14 protein-coding genes are annotated in these 14,530 nt (G+C 66.1%); 12 read left to right on the plus strand and 2 right to left on the minus strand.

What is annotated here, in order from left to right:
- Positions 1-36 precede the first annotated feature (36 nt).
- Genes QX128_RS05100 through lpxK form a run of 5 tightly spaced genes read left to right on the plus strand, consistent with a single transcriptional unit; the run spans position 37 to position 4,157 of the window.
- Positions 37-783 (plus strand): 3'(2'),5'-bisphosphate nucleotidase CysQ, encoded by a 747-nt coding sequence (locus tag QX128_RS05100; protein WP_315802166.1) that lies wholly within the window; start codon positions 37-39, stop codon positions 781-783.
- Between the two features lie 58 nt (positions 784-841).
- Positions 842-1,081 carry a DUF4170 domain-containing protein gene (locus QX128_RS05105; RefSeq protein WP_009031572.1) on the plus strand — a complete coding sequence of 80 codons (240 nt, stop codon included), beginning with the start codon at positions 842-844 and terminating at the stop codon, positions 1,079-1,081.
- A gap of 17 nt (positions 1,082-1,098) precedes the next feature.
- Positions 1,099-1,839, plus strand: coding sequence for a lysophospholipid acyltransferase family protein (locus tag QX128_RS05110; RefSeq protein ID WP_315801916.1), 741 nt, complete (start codon positions 1,099-1,101; stop codon positions 1,837-1,839).
- Positions 1,832-3,139, plus strand: coding sequence for a 3-deoxy-D-manno-octulosonic acid transferase (locus QX128_RS05115; RefSeq protein ID WP_315801917.1), 1,308 nt, complete (start codon positions 1,832-1,834; stop codon positions 3,137-3,139). The genes QX128_RS05110 and QX128_RS05115 overlap by 8 nt, the downstream gene beginning before the upstream one ends.
- A complete protein-coding gene (lpxK, locus tag QX128_RS05120; protein WP_316236844.1) occupies positions 3,132-4,157 on the plus strand; it encodes a tetraacyldisaccharide 4'-kinase in 1,026 nt (341 codons plus the stop codon). The genes QX128_RS05115 and lpxK overlap by 8 nt, the downstream gene beginning before the upstream one ends.
- Here the strand turns inward: lpxK and QX128_RS05125 are convergent.
- Entirely contained in the window at positions 4,127-4,354 is a 228-nt protein-coding gene (locus QX128_RS05125) for a DUF2093 domain-containing protein (RefSeq protein ID WP_315801919.1), read from the minus strand. The genes lpxK and QX128_RS05125 overlap by 31 nt on opposite strands.
- Before the next feature lie 199 nt (positions 4,355-4,553).
- Here QX128_RS05125 and QX128_RS05130 point away from each other — a divergent pair, with 199 nt between their 5' ends.
- A complete protein-coding gene (locus QX128_RS05130; protein WP_315801920.1) occupies positions 4,554-5,384 on the plus strand; it encodes a dienelactone hydrolase family protein in 831 nt (276 codons plus the stop codon).
- Between the two features lie 7 nt (positions 5,385-5,391).
- Here QX128_RS05130 and xseA read toward each other — a convergent pair whose 3' ends face one another.
- On the minus strand, positions 5,392-7,008 hold the full coding sequence (gene xseA / locus QX128_RS05135; RefSeq protein WP_316236845.1) for an exodeoxyribonuclease VII large subunit: 1,617 nt from the start codon (positions 7,006-7,008) through the stop codon (positions 5,392-5,394).
- Between the two features lie 131 nt (positions 7,009-7,139).
- On the opposite strand from xseA, the gene QX128_RS05140 reads away from it, so the two are divergent.
- The 6 genes from QX128_RS05140 to QX128_RS05165 all read left to right on the plus strand — a co-directional run bounded on the left by QX128_RS05140 (position 7,140) and on the right by QX128_RS05165 (position 14,245).
- Positions 7,140-8,126: an alpha/beta hydrolase gene (locus tag QX128_RS05140; RefSeq protein WP_316236846.1), complete on the plus strand. Its 987-nt coding sequence runs from the start codon at positions 7,140-7,142 to the stop codon at positions 8,124-8,126.
- 13 nt (positions 8,127-8,139) lie between these two features.
- Entirely contained in the window at positions 8,140-8,688 is a 549-nt protein-coding gene (locus tag QX128_RS05145) for a hypothetical protein (RefSeq protein ID WP_316236847.1), read from the plus strand.
- A 4-nt stretch (positions 8,689-8,692) separates the two neighbouring features.
- Complete coding sequence (locus tag QX128_RS05150; RefSeq protein WP_316217127.1) at positions 8,693-9,007, plus strand: transcriptional regulator; 315 nt, start codon at positions 8,693-8,695, stop codon at positions 9,005-9,007.
- A 71-nt stretch (positions 9,008-9,078) separates the two neighbouring features.
- Positions 9,079-10,362 carry a phosphoribosylamine--glycine ligase gene (gene purD, locus QX128_RS05155; protein ID WP_316236848.1) on the plus strand — a complete coding sequence of 428 codons (1,284 nt, stop codon included), beginning with the start codon at positions 9,079-9,081 and terminating at the stop codon, positions 10,360-10,362.
- A gap of 116 nt (positions 10,363-10,478) precedes the next feature.
- On the plus strand, positions 10,479-13,700 hold the full coding sequence (locus QX128_RS05160) for an adenylate/guanylate cyclase domain-containing protein (RefSeq protein WP_316236849.1): 3,222 nt from the start codon (positions 10,479-10,481) through the stop codon (positions 13,698-13,700).
- Between the two features lie 95 nt (positions 13,701-13,795).
- Entirely contained in the window at positions 13,796-14,245 is a 450-nt protein-coding gene (locus tag QX128_RS05165; protein WP_315801927.1) for a hypothetical protein, read from the plus strand.
- Positions 14,246-14,530 lie beyond the last annotated feature (285 nt).

The raw sequence follows: 14,530 nt of genomic DNA on the forward strand, positions 1-14,530 counted from the left end.
AGCCTGGCGGCGGACGCCGGGCTCCTCAAAGAGGCGGTGCGCGAAGCCGGCGAGCTCGCACGTTCGATGTTCGGAACGGAGCTGCGCAAATGGACCAAGGGGGCGTCGTCGCCCGTTTCCGAAGCCGACATGGCGGTCAATGCGCTGCTCGAACGCAGGCTGCGATCCGCAACGCCGGATTACGGCTGGCTGTCCGAGGAGAGCGCGGATGATCGGGCGAGACTTGGTCGATCGCGGGTCTGGATCGTCGATCCGATCGACGGCACGCGGTCCTATCTCGGCGGCCGCAACGACTGGTGCGTGAGCGTTGCGCTGGTCGAGCACGGTGCGCCGATACTCGCCGCCGTGCATGTCCCGGTCAGCGAGGAGTTCTTCTTCGCCGCGCGCGGTAGCGGCACCACGTTGAACGAACAGCCGGTTCGGGCTGCACCTGGACGCGAGCTCGATTTCTCGCGCGTGGCCGGCCCGAAACCGCTGGTTGAGCGGCTGGCTCCGGACGCGGCGCGGATTGAGCTGCATCCGCGAATCGGCTCGCTGGCGCTGCGCCTGTGCCGTGTCGCGCATGGCGGGCTCGATGCCGCTTTTGCAGGCGGACAAAGCCGCGATTGGGACCTTGCGGCGGCTCATTTGATCGTGCAGGAAGCGGGTGGTAAAATGACCGCGTTGTCCGGCGAGGCGATCCTCTATAATCGTCCGGAAGTGGTGCACGGGGTGCTGGTGGCAGCGGGCCGCGACCGACATGCTGACATCGTCGCTCAGTATCGCAGGTTACCGCCGGACTGACGCCCCTGGATCGCACCCTCCATTTCGCCTGCAAGGCGCTGATTAGGAAACGATACCGATGACAGATAGCGCCTCGCAGCAGCTCCTTCACCTCGTGATCGGCGGCGAGCTCATCAACCTCGACAAGAACGAATTCAAGGATCTCGACAAGGTCGACATCGTCGGTGTCTATCCGAACTACGCGGCGGCCCACGCCGCCTGGCGAGCCAAGGCGCAGATGACGGTCGACAACGCCCATATGCGCTATTTCATCGTTCACCTGCACCGGCTGCTCGATCCCGGTCAGGACGCGAAGTAAGACGCAAAGCTCGTCACTTGAAACATCTGGTTCGCAATACGCTGCGCAGCGGCTGGTTCCAGCGCGCCGTCGGGTTCCTCGCCGCCGAGTACCTGCGTCTGGTGTGGCTGACCAACCGCTTCACCTATGAGCCGCCCGAGGTCTACGATATCGTCGAGCCGCAGATGCCGGCGATCTTCGCGTTCTGGCACGGCCAGCATCTGCTGACCCCCTTCATCAAGAACAAGCCGAGCTATCGCGCCAAGGTGCTGATCTCCCGCCATCGCGACGGCGAGTTCAACGCGATCGCGGCGGAGCGGCTCGGCATCGGAACCATCCGCGGCTCCGGCGATCACGGCTCTTCCTTCCACCGGAAAGGCGGAGTAGGAGCTTTCAAGGAGATGGTGCGGGCGCTCGAAGACAACTATAATGTTGCATCGACCGCCGATGTGCCGAAGCGCGCGCGGATTGCGGGTCTCGGCATCATCATGCTCGCGCGTGAAACAGGACGTCCGATCATGCCGTTCGCAATGGTCACGAGCCGCTTCATCCGCCTGAAGAACTGGGACAGCACCACCATCAATTTGCCATTCGGCCGCGGCGCATTGGTGGGAATCAAGGAAATCAACGTGCCGCGCGATGCCGACGCCGCGATGATGGAAGAGGCGCGTCTCGACCTCGAGGCGACGCTGAACCAATGCATGCGCCGCGCCTATGAGATCGTCGGCCGTCCCGAGGCCTGTCCCCCTCCGGTCGCGTCGGGAGCATCGAGTGCCTAGCCCGCTGCCGATGGCCCTGCGTGTCTACCGCGGGTTGTCCTCGGCGGCATCGCCGCTTGCGCCGGCCCTGATCAGGCAGCGGCTCAAGCATGGCAAGGAGGATCCGGAGCGGACCGACGAGCGTCGCGGCCTGAGCCACGACACCCGCCCGCTGGGTCCGCTGGTCTGGATTCACGGCGCCAGCGTCGGCGAGGTGCTCGCGGCGGCGGCACTGATCGAGCGGCTGCGTGAGCTCAACATCCGCATCCTCATCACGTCCGGCACCGTGACCTCGGCCGCGATCGTGGCCAAGCGTTTCCCACCCGACGTGATCCACCAATACGTGCCCTATGACACGCCGCGCTTCGTCGAGCGGTTTCTCGATCATTGGCGTCCCTCGCTCGGGCTGTTCATCGAGTCCGATCTCTGGCCCAACCTGATCCTGGCCGGTGCCTCGCGGCGGGTGCCGATGGTGGTGATCAACGGCCGCATGTCGCCGCGCTCGTTCCCGCGCTGGCGCCGCATGTCCGGCACCATCTCCGCTTTGCTGGGACGCTTTGATCTCTTCCTGACGCAGTCGCAGGCGGATGCCGACCGGTTCTCCGCGCTCGGCGCGCGCAACGTCATCACCACCGGCAATCTCAAGCTCGACGTGCCGGCGCCGCCCGCCGATCCGGCGAAGCTCGATCGGCTCACGGCGATGACGCGCGGCCGTCCGGTCGTCGTCGCCGCCTCCACGCATCCCGGCGAGGACGAGATCCTGATCGCGGCCCATAAGGCCTTGTCTGCGGCCTATCCGTCGCTGCTCACCGTGATCGTGCCGCGCCATCCGCATCGCGGCCCGGCGGTCGCGGAGCTCGTCGCAAGCGCCGGCCTGCAGGGCGCCTTGCGGTCGCGCGAGGACCAGCCGCTCGCCGGCACCGACATCTACGTCGCCGATACCATGGGTGAGCTCGGCCTGTTCTACCGGCTGGCGCCGGTCGTGTTCATGGGCGGGTCGCTGGTCGAGCATGGCGGCCAGAACCCGATCGAGGCGGTCAAGCTCGGCGCGGCGATCGTGCATGGCCCGCACGTGTTCAATTTCACCGACGTCTACGAGGCGCTGGACAAGGCCGGGGGAGCCCGGCTCGCCCACGATCAGGAGGCGCTGATCCGGCAGCTCCGGCAGCTGCTCGCCGATCCCGCAGCCGGCAACAGCCTGGTTGCGGCAGGCACGCGCGTCGTCGATCAGCTCGGTGGCGCGCTGGAGCGGACGCTGTCGGCGCTCGAGCCGTATCTGTTGCAGGTCAGGCTCGAGATGGGGGCCGCCGGCGATGCGTGAGCCGGCCTTCTGGCATCGGCCGCCCTCCTGGCAATCGCGTCTGCTGTCCCCGCTCTCGACACTCTACGGTGCCATTGCCGCACGCCGCATGGCGCAAGTCGGCGTCGATGCAGGCCTGCCGGTGATCTGCGTCGGCAATTTCCATGTCGGCGGCGCCGGCAAGACGCCGACCGTGCTGGCGCTGACCGACATGCTGCGTGACCTCGGCGAGCGGCCGGTGGTGCTGAGCCGTGGCTATGGCGGCCGGCTGCACGGTCCCGTGGCCGTCGATCCCGCTATCCATCAGGCGGCCGATGTCGGTGACGAGCCGCTGATGATGGCCGCGCGGGTACCGGTCGTCGTCTCGCGCGACCGCGCCGACGGCATCGGCCTCGTCAAGGCGCAGGGCGCCTCGGTCATCCTGATGGACGATGGCTTCCAGAATCCGTCGATCACCAAGGATCTCGCGCTGATCGTGATGGACGGCGCGCGCGGCCTCGGCAATGCCGAGGTGTTTCCCGCCGGACCGTTGCGCGCGCCGCTGCCGCCGCAACTGGCGCGCACCGACGCGTTGGTCGTGATCGGCGGCGGCCGAGCCAGCGATCTGGTCGCTGCGCGTGTCTCGGCGGCCGGCAAGCCGGTGTTCTCGGCCGCGTTGCAGCCCGATGCAAAGGTCGTTGCGGCGTTGCAGGGCAGGCCGCTGCTGGCGTTTGCCGGGATCGGCGATCCCGCCCGCTTCTTCCGCACCCTTCGCGGCGCGGGTCTCGACGTCAGGCGCGAGCGGGCCTTTCCGGATCACCACCCATTCACGACAGGCGACGTCGCAGCCCTCGCCAACGAAGCGAGGCGTGATGGATTTGCCCTGGTGACCACGGAAAAAGATCTCGTGCGGTTCCGCGGCCATGAGGCCGCGCCCGATGTCATGGCATTCCCGGTCACGCTGCAGTTCGACGATCTCGCCGCGTTGCGCGCGCTGGTTGTGCAACGACTGGCAGCGAAGCGTAAAGGTCAGCCGTTGGCCTTCAATGCGCCCGGATAATGCCGCTGCAGCACGGCGGTCGGCACGGCGTAGGCTTCCTGCAGATCGACACTCCAATACTTCAGCTCGTCCAGCGGAATCCGCACATCGGTGACCGCGCAGCGCACATAGCTTCCCGGTGAGATCACGCGGAAATCGCCATCCAGATACTGCACCTGCGCCTCGCCCTGGCCCGAGGGACCAAACTTGTTGAGCACGTCCGCGATCTCCAATTCCTTGCCGTGAAGTCCCTCCGCGAGCGCCGCACGCACACGACAGGCCGATTTTCGATGATGTCCTAGCATAGATGGGGGACGCTGTCCCCCCGCGCAAACCCACTGATTTGTGATGCTTCTGCACGAAACTCCGTGCTAGCTAGGTTTCAATATCCGCCGCTTGTCCCGCCCGGCTGGTTTGATGCGCTCCCTCGTCGCCATCGTTGTCTCAATGCTTTGCGCCACGGCGTTTTCAGCCTTGGCTGAGCCGTTGCCGGCGCCCGTCGCGGTCGAGATTCCCTCGGGAAGCTATGTGCTGCGCGCCCAGCTCTACCGGCCGAAGGGGGCCGGCCCATTTCCGGTCGTCGTTGCCCTGCACGGCTGCGGTGGGCTTTCCGGCCGCTCCGAGCCCGTGCTGCCGCGTTATCGCGACTGGGCGGAGGAACTGGTCGGGGACGGCAAGGCCGTCCTGCTGCCGGACAGCTACGGCTCGCGCGGGCTGGGCCCGCAATGCCGCGTCAAGGAGCGTCGTATCAGCGGCCGGCGCGAGCGTGTCGCGGACATCGTGATCGCGCAGAAATGGCTGGCCAAGCAAGCCTGGGCGATGCCCGACCGGGTCAGTCTGGTCGGCTGGGCCAGCGGTGCGAGCGCGCTGTTATGGGCGGTACGCCCGCAATTGCCCCAGCATGTCTCGCCCGATTTCCGCTCGGCGGTGGCGTTCTACCCGGATTGCCGTGCCTCGTCCGGCCTCGGCTGGAGCACGCGCGTCCCGACATTGGTGCTGATCGGCGGGCTGGACGACGTCTATTCGCCGCCCGCATGCCGACAGATGATCGATGGTGCGCGCGGCCGCAGCGCGCTGACCCGCATCGTGATCTATCCCGGCGCCTATCACGATTTCGATCGTGTGAACCTGCCGCTGCATCAGGTTGCCGGCTCGGATGCCGGGGCGCCCGAGCGCGGCCATGTCGGCTCCGATCCCGAGGCGCGCGCCGATGCGCAGAAGCTCGTGGCCGAGTGGCTGGCGCGCTGAGAACCGATCAGAACAGGCTGCCTTGATCGGCGGGATCGGGCGTGCGCTTCGCTGCCGAAGGCTTGGCCTCGCGCGCAGGTTTCGGCGATGACGGCGCTGCCGGCGGAAGCGGGCGGTCCGCGCCCGCCGTGGCCGCGACCTTGCCGTCGGCAAATTCGATCGAGAGCGCGGCGCCCGGACCGATGCTCGCGGCATGGTGCAGCGGGTGGCCGGCCTCGTCACGCACCAGCGCAAAGCCGCGCGCCAGCACGCTGCGATAGGACAGAGCGGTGAGGAGCTTCTCGTTCTGGCCAACGCGGGCCGACAGGCGCTGAAGCTGGGTCAGCAACGCGCGCCGGGCCCGCTCGGCCAGACGTTCGGTTCGGTCGCGCTCGCGACCGATGGCCTGGCGCTTGGCCTGCGCATAGGCCTGCCGAGAGGCCTTGAAGCGGGCATCGAGCGCCTCGAACCGCTCGCGCCGCCGGTGCAACTGGCCGCGCGACGACAGCGACAGCCGTTCGGACGACGCGATCAGGCGATGGCGCGATTGCGAGATCTGCGCGTGCAGCACGCGCAGAGTGAGCTTGGCGCTCGCCGCCGCGAACTGGCGGAAGTGCACATGCGTGTTGGTCTTCAGCGCGCGCGGCAGGCTGGCGGCCGCCGAATCCAGCCGCTGCCTGGGAATGGCGAGCAGATCACCGGCGCCGGGCAGAGCGCGCGCGGCGGCGCGCAGCTCGTTGCGGCGGCTCTCCTGGCCACGCTGCCAGCAGACGCTGACACGGCGCGCGAGGCTTGCGACCTCCTGCATCAGCTCGCTGCGCACCGGCACCGCCATTTCCGCGGCTGCTGTCGGAGTCGGCGCACGTTTGTCCGCGGCGAAATCGATCAAGGTCACGTCGGTCTCGTGGCCGACCGCCGAGATCAGCGGGATCATGCTCTCGGCCGCGGCGCGGACCACGATCTCCTCGTTGAACGACCACAGGTCCTCCAGCGAGCCGCCACCGCGCGCGACGATCAGCACGTCGGGCCGCGGGATCGGACCGCCCTCGGGCAAGGCGTTGAAGCCGCGGATCGCGGCGGCGACCTGCTCGGCCGAGCCCTCGCCCTGTACCTTCACGGGCCAGACCAGCACGCGCCGGGGAAAGCGGTCCTCGAGCCGGTGCAGGATGTCGCGGATGACGGCGCCGGTCGGCGAGGTGACGACGCCGATCACCTCGGGAAGCCACGGCAGCAATTGCTTGCGCGCGGGGTCGAACAGTCCTTCGGCCCCGAGCTTCCGCTTGCGCTCCTCCATCAGCGCCATCAGCGCGCCGATCCCGGCCGGCTCCAGCGCCTCGATGACGATCTGGTACTTCGACGAGTTGGGATAGGTGGTGAGCTTGCCGGTGGCGATCACCTCGAGCCCCTCCTGGGGCTTGAAGCGCATGCGGCCATGCACGCCCTTCCAGATCACCGCCTCGATCTTGGCGCTCTCGTCCTTGAGCGCGAAATAGCAATGCCCCGAGGAATGCGGCCCGCGAAAGCCGGTGATCTCGCCGCGCACCCGGACATGGCCGAACTGGTCCTCGACCGAGCGCTTCAGCGCCGAGGACAGCTCGGTGACGGTGAATTCGGGCGCGTTGGGCAAGGCTTCCGCAGGCGGCATCGCTGGCTGATTCGGTTCGGGGAGCAGCAGCCAAGGTAGGGGCTTTCCGCGTCCGCCGCCAATCAAGCCGTTGTCTTTTCGATAACTCTGTTATACAGAGTACTCTATAAATTGGGTGAGTGGAGGAGAGCATGCGACGCGGTGCGAAGGTCCTGTTTCGGGCCCTAGGAGGAGCGCTCTGCCTCGTCGGCGTGCTCGCTTTGGTTCTGGCCGCGATGATCGCGACGCCGCTTGCGCGCCCGCCCGAGCTCAAGTCGATCTCGGAGACGGCCGGACGGGTCGACCGCAGCACCATGCCAGGGCTGCAGCGCTTCAGCGCCCGCGATGGCACCGAGCTGGCCTATCGCCATTACCCGGCGCGCGGGGCGGCTGTCGGCAAGGTCGCGATCGTCGTCCACGGCTCCTCCGGCTCCAGCGTCGCCGTGCATGCTCTCGCCGATGCTTTGGCGGCGCGCGGCATCGAGACCTTCGCGCCCGACATTCGCGGCCATGGCGGCTCCGGCACCCGCGGCGACATTGGCTATCTCGGACAGCTCGAAGACGATCTGGCCGACCTCGTCGCCGAGCTCAGGAGGTCGATCCCGACCGAGCCGATCGTCCTGCTCGGCCATTCCGCAGGCGGCGGCTTTGCGCTGCGCGCGGCGAGCGCCCCGATCCAGGACCTGTTCACGCGCACCGTGCTGCTGTCGCCCTATCTCGGCTACGATGCGCCGACCAACCGTGAGAATTCGGGCGGCTGGGCCGGTCCCGACATTCCGCGCATCCTGGCGCTCGGCGCGCTCAGGCGCATCGGTATGCCGTGTTGCGAGGCACTGCCCGTGCTGGCCTTTGCTGTCAGGCCGAACTCGGAGAAATTCCTGGCGCCGACCTACAGCTACCGGCTGTTCCGCAATTTCGCGACCCGCGGCTACAAGGCCGATCTCGCCGCGGCGAAGCACCCGGTGACCGTTATCGCCGGCGCCGATGACGAGCTGATGCTCGCCGACAAATATGCAGATGCGGTGCACGCCGTCGCGCGCGGCGTTGACGTGAAGCTGATCGCGGGCGTCAATCACATGGAGATCGTGTCGGCGCCGCAGGCGGTGAGCGCGATCGCCGAAGACGTGGCTAAGCGCTAGAGGTTCAAACCGCATGATCGACAGCCTGGAAGCCGCGCGGGCGCTCGGCGACATCGAGGATGTGATGAAGCGCGTGCGGCAGTCGCAGATCTATCGGCTGTCGAGCCTGCTGATGATCCTCTGGGGCGTTCTCGTCTTCGCCGGCAATCTCGTGACCTATCTCACACCTTATTACGCCGGCAAGGCCTGGCTGGCGGTCTATGTTCTCGGTCTTGCCGGATCGCTGACGTTGGGTGCGGCAGAGAAGGTGCGCTCCGGCGTGCGCAGCTTCGACGTCAGGGCGCTGCTCGCCTTCGTCATGTTCTTCGCCTTCGGCTTCTTCGTCGAGGCGATCGGCCATTTCGGGCCGCGCGAGATGGGCGCGTTCTGGCCGGTCTATTTCATGCTGTTCTATGGCCTGGCCGGATTGTGGTTCGGCATCGCGTTCACGATCTTCGGTCTCTGTGTGACCGCGTTGACCCTGGTCGGCTATCTCTTCATCGGCGCGGCTTTCCCGTTGTGGATGGCGTTCGTCAATGGCGGCGGCCTGGTTCTCGGCGGCCTATGGATGCGGCGGAGCTGACGGCTTGGCGGAGCTCGACGAGATCATCCACCAGCCGCTGCGGCTGAGGATCATGGCGGCGCTGAATGCCCTGCCGGCCGGGGCCGGGCTGGAATTCGTCCGGCTGAAGAAGCTGACCGGCGCCACCGACGGTAATCTCGGCGCTCACATCGACACGCTGGCGCGCGCCGGCTACGTCGCCGTGGACAAGGCCTTCGTCGGCAAGAAGCCGCAGACCACGGTGACGGCGACCGCGGCCGGCCGTGCGGCCTTCGCCCGCTATGTCGCGAACCTGCAGGGCATCATTGCCGGGGCCGCCGCGAAGCCGCCTGAGCCATGATTTGACTCCGTTGCGAGGGCCGGGCAATTGGGGCGTCCAAATTGGCCCACCCCTCTGCGACGGCATCGACGATGAACATTCTGCTCCTTGGTTCCGGCGGCCGCGAGCACGCGCTCGCCTGGAAGATCGCCGGCTCGCCGCTGCTCAACAAGCTGTGGTGCGCGCCCGGCAATGCCGGAATCGCCAAGGAGGCCGAATGTGTCGCGCTCGACGTCGCCGATCATGCGGCGGTGATCGCCTTCTGCCGGGCGAACAAGGTGGACCTGGTGGTGGTCGGCCCCGAGACGCCGCTCGCCGCCGGCATCGTCGATGATCTCGAGGCGGCCGGCATCAAGGCGTTCGGCCCGTCCAGGCTCGCCGCCAAGCTCGAGGGCTCCAAGGGATACACCAAGGATCTCTGCGCCGAATACGACATCCCGACCGGCGCCTATTCCCGCTTCGACAACGCTCCGGAGGCGCTCGCCTACGTCCGCGAGCACGGCGCTCCGATCGTCGTCAAGGCGGACGGGCTGGCGGCCGGCAAGGGCGTCGTCGTCGCCAAGACGGTTGCCGACGCCGAGGACGCCATCAAGATGATGTTCGAGGGCGGCTTTGGCGTTGCCGGCACCGAGGTCGTCATCGAGGAGTTTCTCGAAGGTCGGGAGGTGTCGTTCTTCGCGTTGTGCGACGGCGAGACCGCGATACCGCTGGCCTCCGCCCAGGACCACAAGCGGGTGTTCGATCACGACCAGGGACCGAACACCGGCGGCATGGGAGCGTATTCCCCGACGCCGTTCGTGACGCAGGAGATTCATGACAAGATCATGAATCAGATCATTCAGCCGACCATTGCCGGGATGAACGCCCGGGGCACACCCTTCAAGGGCATTCTCTATGCCGGCCTGATGCTGACGGCCCAGGGGCCGAAGCTGTTCGAATACAATGTCCGCTTTGGCGATCCGGAATGTCAGGTGCTGATGCTGCGGATGATGTCGGATCTCGTGCCCGCCATGCTGGTCGCCTGCGACGGGCAGTTGAAGAATTTCGACCTGCGCTGGTTTCCCGAGGCTGCCGTCACCGTTGTCATGGCCGCGAAGGGCTATCCCGGCGACTACGCCAAGGGCGGTGTCATCGAGGGGCTCGACGACGCCGCGAGGATCGAGGGCGTCGAGATCTTCCACGCCGGTACGGTGGCAAAGGACGGCGCCATTCTCGCCAATGGCGGGCGCGTCCTCAATGTCTGCGCGTCGGGCAAGACCGTCACCGAGGCTCAGGCGCGGGCCTATCAGGCCGTCGACCGCATCAAATGGGCCGACGGCTTCTGCCGGCGCGACATTGCCTGGCAGGCGGTGGCGCAGGAAAGCGGTCAGGGCTGAGCATCGTGATCGCCGCAGTCGGCCCCGCAAGGCTATTTTTCCCGTGCGAATTGTGGCAGTTCCATAGACTCATGCCTTGATGGGATGAATCAGTTCCGCCGTGGAACGGAGGGGCCATGGAATGCGCGCGGTGCGGCAGGCAGAATCAGCCAGGGAGAGCCTCGTGCGACCGGTGCGGCGAGCCGCTCAGCCTCAGATGTGAGGCGTGCAACCAGACCAACAGTCCGTCGAATCGCTTCTGCGGCCAATGCGGCGCGCCGTTGCCCGGCCGGCTGGCTCCGCCCGACCAGGCGGCGCAGCGCGTCCTGAGGACCCTGAGCAGCAAGGGTGGAGAACGCAAGCGTCTCACCATCCTGTTCGCCGACATCCGCGATTCCACCCAGCTGATCGACAGCCTCGGCGATCCCGAGCTCGCGATGCAGCGGCTCGATCCGGTGCTCAACCTCATGAAGGAGGCGGTCCACCGCTATGACGGCGTCGTCAACAAGACGCAGGGTGACGGCGTCATGGCCCTGTTCGGAGCGCCGGTGCCGCATGAGGATCATGCGGTTCGCGGCTGCCTCGGCGCGCTGGCGATGCAGGACTCCATCGCGCGCCTCGCCGACCCGCATTTGCAGGTCCGGGTCGGGCTGCACACCGGCGAGGTGATCGTCCAGGTCGTCGAGAACAGCATGTACCAGACCTACGACGCGGCCGGCGCCAACGTCCATCTCGCCAATCGTCTGGAGCACATGGCCGAGGCCGGCACCATCCTGATCAGCAAGGAGACCTACACCGGCGCCAGGCAGTTCGTCGAAGCCGAGCCGCTCGGCACCCACGCGCTGCGCGGCATCGCCTCGCCGGTGTCGATCTACAAGCTGATCGGCCGCCTCAGTGCGCCGGCGAGCGACGTCTTCCGCAGCGGCCAGCGCCTGTTGCCGCTGATCGGGCGCAATGCCCAGCTTGCGGTGCTCGAGCGCGAGCTCGACGACGTCCTGGCGGCGCGCGGCGCTGTCGTCGGCATTGTGGGTGAGGCCGGCATCGGCAAGAGCCGGCTGTGCTTCGAGTTCGCCGAGCACTGTCGCCGCCAGGGCATTCGCGTCTACGAGGCGCGCGTGCTGGCACATGGCCGCGCCACCCCGTTCCAGCCGGTGCTCGAATTGCTGCGCGACTTCTTCGGTATCCGGCCGAAGGAGCCGGTGGAGGTGTCGCGCCAGCGCGTGGTCGACCGGCTCGAAGCCATTGCCATGCCCGACACGGCGCTGGTCCTGCTCCTGGACTTCATGAACCTCGCCGATCCGGCACGGCCGGCGCTCCGGCTCGATCCCGGCGTGTTCAAGACCCGTCTGCTGAACGTGTTCAAGACGCTGTTCCGTGCGGCGCCCGCCGACGGCGCCATGGTGATCATGATCGAGGACCTGCATTGGGTCGACGAGGCCAGCGAGGAATTCGTCGAGGCGCTCGCGGAGGCCACGATCGGCACCAAGACACTGCTGGTCGTGAACTACAGGCCGGGTTTCGCCGCCTCCTTCATGCAGCAGACCCCGTTTCACGAACTGCACATCGTCCCGCTTGCCTCCGAGGAGGCAAGCGAGCTGCTGCGCGGGGTGTTCGGTGACGATCCTTCGCTCGAGGTGCTGGCGCGCGACATCGTCGAGCGCGCGCAGGGCAATCCGTTCTTCCTCGAGGAACTTGCCAGCGCCGTTTCCGAAAGCGGCGGCTTCGAGGGTGAGCGCGGCGCCTACCGTCTCAAGGGTGGCATCGGACCGATTCCACTGCCGCCGACCGTGCATGCGGTCGTGGCCGCGCGCATCGATCGTCTCGGCGAATCTGCCAAGAACGTGCTGGAAGCAGCGGCCGTGATCGGCCGATCGGTCGCGCTGGCGGTGCTCAAGCCCGTAACCGGCATCGATGACGCAGAGCTGTTCGATGCGCTCGCTCAGCTCAGGCAGGCCGATCTTCTCTACGATCTGCCGCCGTTCGACATGGGCGTGCTCGCCTTTCGCCATCCGCTGATCCAGGAGGTCGCCTATGCGATGCAGCTGCGGTCCCGGCTGAGCACGATCCACGCTGCCGTGGCCAAGGCGATCGAGGCGCTCGATTGGGGGACGCAGGACGAATTCGCCGCCCTGATCGCCTCGCACTATGAGTTCGCCGGCCAGACCATGCAGGCGGTCGAGCATCTGCAGCGCGCGGCGCGCTGGATCGGCCGCACCAACACGGCGGAGGCGCTGCGGCTATGGAAGAAGATCCGCTCCCTGCTGCAGGCGCTGCCGCAATCGGAGCGCGTCGACCGCCTGCGTGCGCTGGCCAGCGGCCAGATCCTGAACTTCGGCTGGCGCGAAGGCATCTCGGCCGAAGAGGTCAAGCCTTTTGCTGAAGAAGCGTTGAGATTTGCCCGCTCCTCCGACAAGGCGCATGAGCCGTTGTTGATCGGCGCTTATGGCCGCGTGCTCGCTTCGACGGGAGCGGCCGATGACTACGTCGACCTGGCGCAGAACGCCATCAAGCTGACCTCGGGCGAGGGGGATGTTGGCCGCTACGCGACCGTCAACGCCATGCTGGCGCAGGCATACACACATTCGGGACGGATGAACGAGGCGCTCTCGGCGGCCAATACAGCCATCGCTGCAATGGCAAGCCAGGCCGGCTTCGACAGTCACGTCACGCTTGGTTTGAACCCGAACCAGATTCTCGGCTTTGACGTCAGCTATTGGGTGAGATGCATCAGGGCGCGCGCAATGGCTCATCTCGGCCAGATCGAGGATGCTCGCAGCGAGCTTCTCGAATTGGTGCAGCAGCCTTCATCCGAGGTCGCACCGGTGCTCCAGTTCGTCCCCCACTTCAACCTCGTGGAGCTGGCATGGATGGTCGAAGACCAGAGCCTTGCGCGCGAGCACGCAAGGCGAGTTTCCGATCTCGCTGAAACATCCGGCATTCCCTACATCCGCGTGCTCACCTTGCTCTGCGCAAGCCTCGAACAGGCTTTGACGGGTCGATTCGCCGACGCGACGAATGAGATGGTTGGCGCGATCGAAGCCGCTCGGGCCGCAAGGACGGGGCTCGAGCTCGAGGCGCGCATGGCCGCCATAAATGCCGATCTGCTTTACCGGAGTGACGACTTCGATGCCGCCATCGAGGCCAGCAAACAGGCGATCCTTGTAGCCAAGCGAAAGACGGATCGAGTGGCGGAGTGTTACGCGACGACCGTTCTGGGCCTTGCTCTTGCCGGAGCCGGCAGGAACGAGCAGGCTGCGGGACTTCTTGAGCAGATAGGACATCTCATGAATGTCTCTGGTGCGTTCTGTCTGCGTTCATTAGTTCAGAAACTGCAATTGCATCTTGAAGCAATGCAATGATGCATGCATTGTCGATTCGTTGAATTCCGGCTTTTTCAGATTTGGGGGTTACAATGGGGGTAATGATTAAAGACAGTACTACCCTTGATATTATCGTGCAGCTCAACAAACGGTTCGATGCAGATGCCTTGCCCGAAATGGTCGAGCTGCAACGGGAGTTCGGGGTCTTCTCGCTGAGGCATAGTCTACAGCAGTCCTTTGCTTTGCTCGGAATCGTGCCTGCCGATTGGTCCGAGCGGCGGCGCTGGTACAAGTTTCTCGAGTTTCTGAAGACGTATCCATCGGACATCGCCAGCGTGAACGGCCATGATCGTGTGATCCAGGCGTTCAAGGATGATCTGGAGTGCGAAAAGCCGCTGCCGGTCTCGATCGTCTGTCACTCTGCGGCAGAGGATCCCCGTGTCACCGTGTCGGAAGGACGTCCGATCGTTTTCTCCCTCGACAAGCACGTCATTATCTCTATCCCGACGACGCCCGGTCGTGAGGCACGCAAGCAGGCCGCTGAGACCGCACGGGCGAGGCGGGTCGAAAAACGCAAGAAGTGAGGCGACCACGAGGGTCGTCTTCGGAGACGAGGCTCTTTGCTCGATTCCCCTGTTCTGACGTCGATGTCTATCGCGCCGTGCCGTCTCGAGCGATCACCGACCCGGTTCGGTGCTGATGTGCGTGAGAAGCTGAGCGCTGCCTTGTGCCGTTCAGCTTCACTGTCCCATTGGCGCCAGATCGCCCTTGATGGTCCGGAGAAAAGAAGGCACCATGACACCGGTGCATTCTGCGCTATCGGGAGGAAGCCGTTATGGGAGCGATGATGAAGGACAGCACGACGCTCG

The organism is Bradyrhizobium sp. SZCCHNR1015 (assembly GCF_032489875.1).
GTDB lineage: Bacteria > Pseudomonadota > Alphaproteobacteria > Rhizobiales > Xanthobacteraceae > Bradyrhizobium.

Excerpts from the sequence above, each read along its gene's own strand:
- QX128_RS05105 (WP_009031572.1), top strand. The coding sequence starts at position 842 with ATGACAGATAGCGCCTCGCAGCAGCTCCTTCACCTCGTGATCGGCGGC.
- lpxK (WP_316236844.1), top strand. The coding sequence starts at position 3,132 with ATGCGTGAGCCGGCCTTCTGGCATCGGCCGCCCTCCTGGCAATCGCGT.
- QX128_RS05130 (WP_315801920.1), top strand. The coding sequence starts at position 4,554 with ATGCGCTCCCTCGTCGCCATCGTTGTCTCAATGCTTTGCGCCACGGCG.
- xseA (WP_316236845.1), bottom strand. The coding sequence starts at position 7,008 with ATGCCGCCTGCGGAAGCCTTGCCCAACGCGCCCGAATTCACCGTCACC.
- QX128_RS05140 (WP_316236846.1), top strand. The coding sequence starts at position 7,140 with ATGCGACGCGGTGCGAAGGTCCTGTTTCGGGCCCTAGGAGGAGCGCTC.
- QX128_RS05145 (WP_316236847.1), top strand. The coding sequence starts at position 8,140 with ATGATCGACAGCCTGGAAGCCGCGCGGGCGCTCGGCGACATCGAGGAT.
- purD (WP_316236848.1), top strand. The coding sequence starts at position 9,079 with ATGAACATTCTGCTCCTTGGTTCCGGCGGCCGCGAGCACGCGCTCGCC.
- QX128_RS05160 (WP_316236849.1), top strand. The coding sequence starts at position 10,479 with ATGGAATGCGCGCGGTGCGGCAGGCAGAATCAGCCAGGGAGAGCCTCG.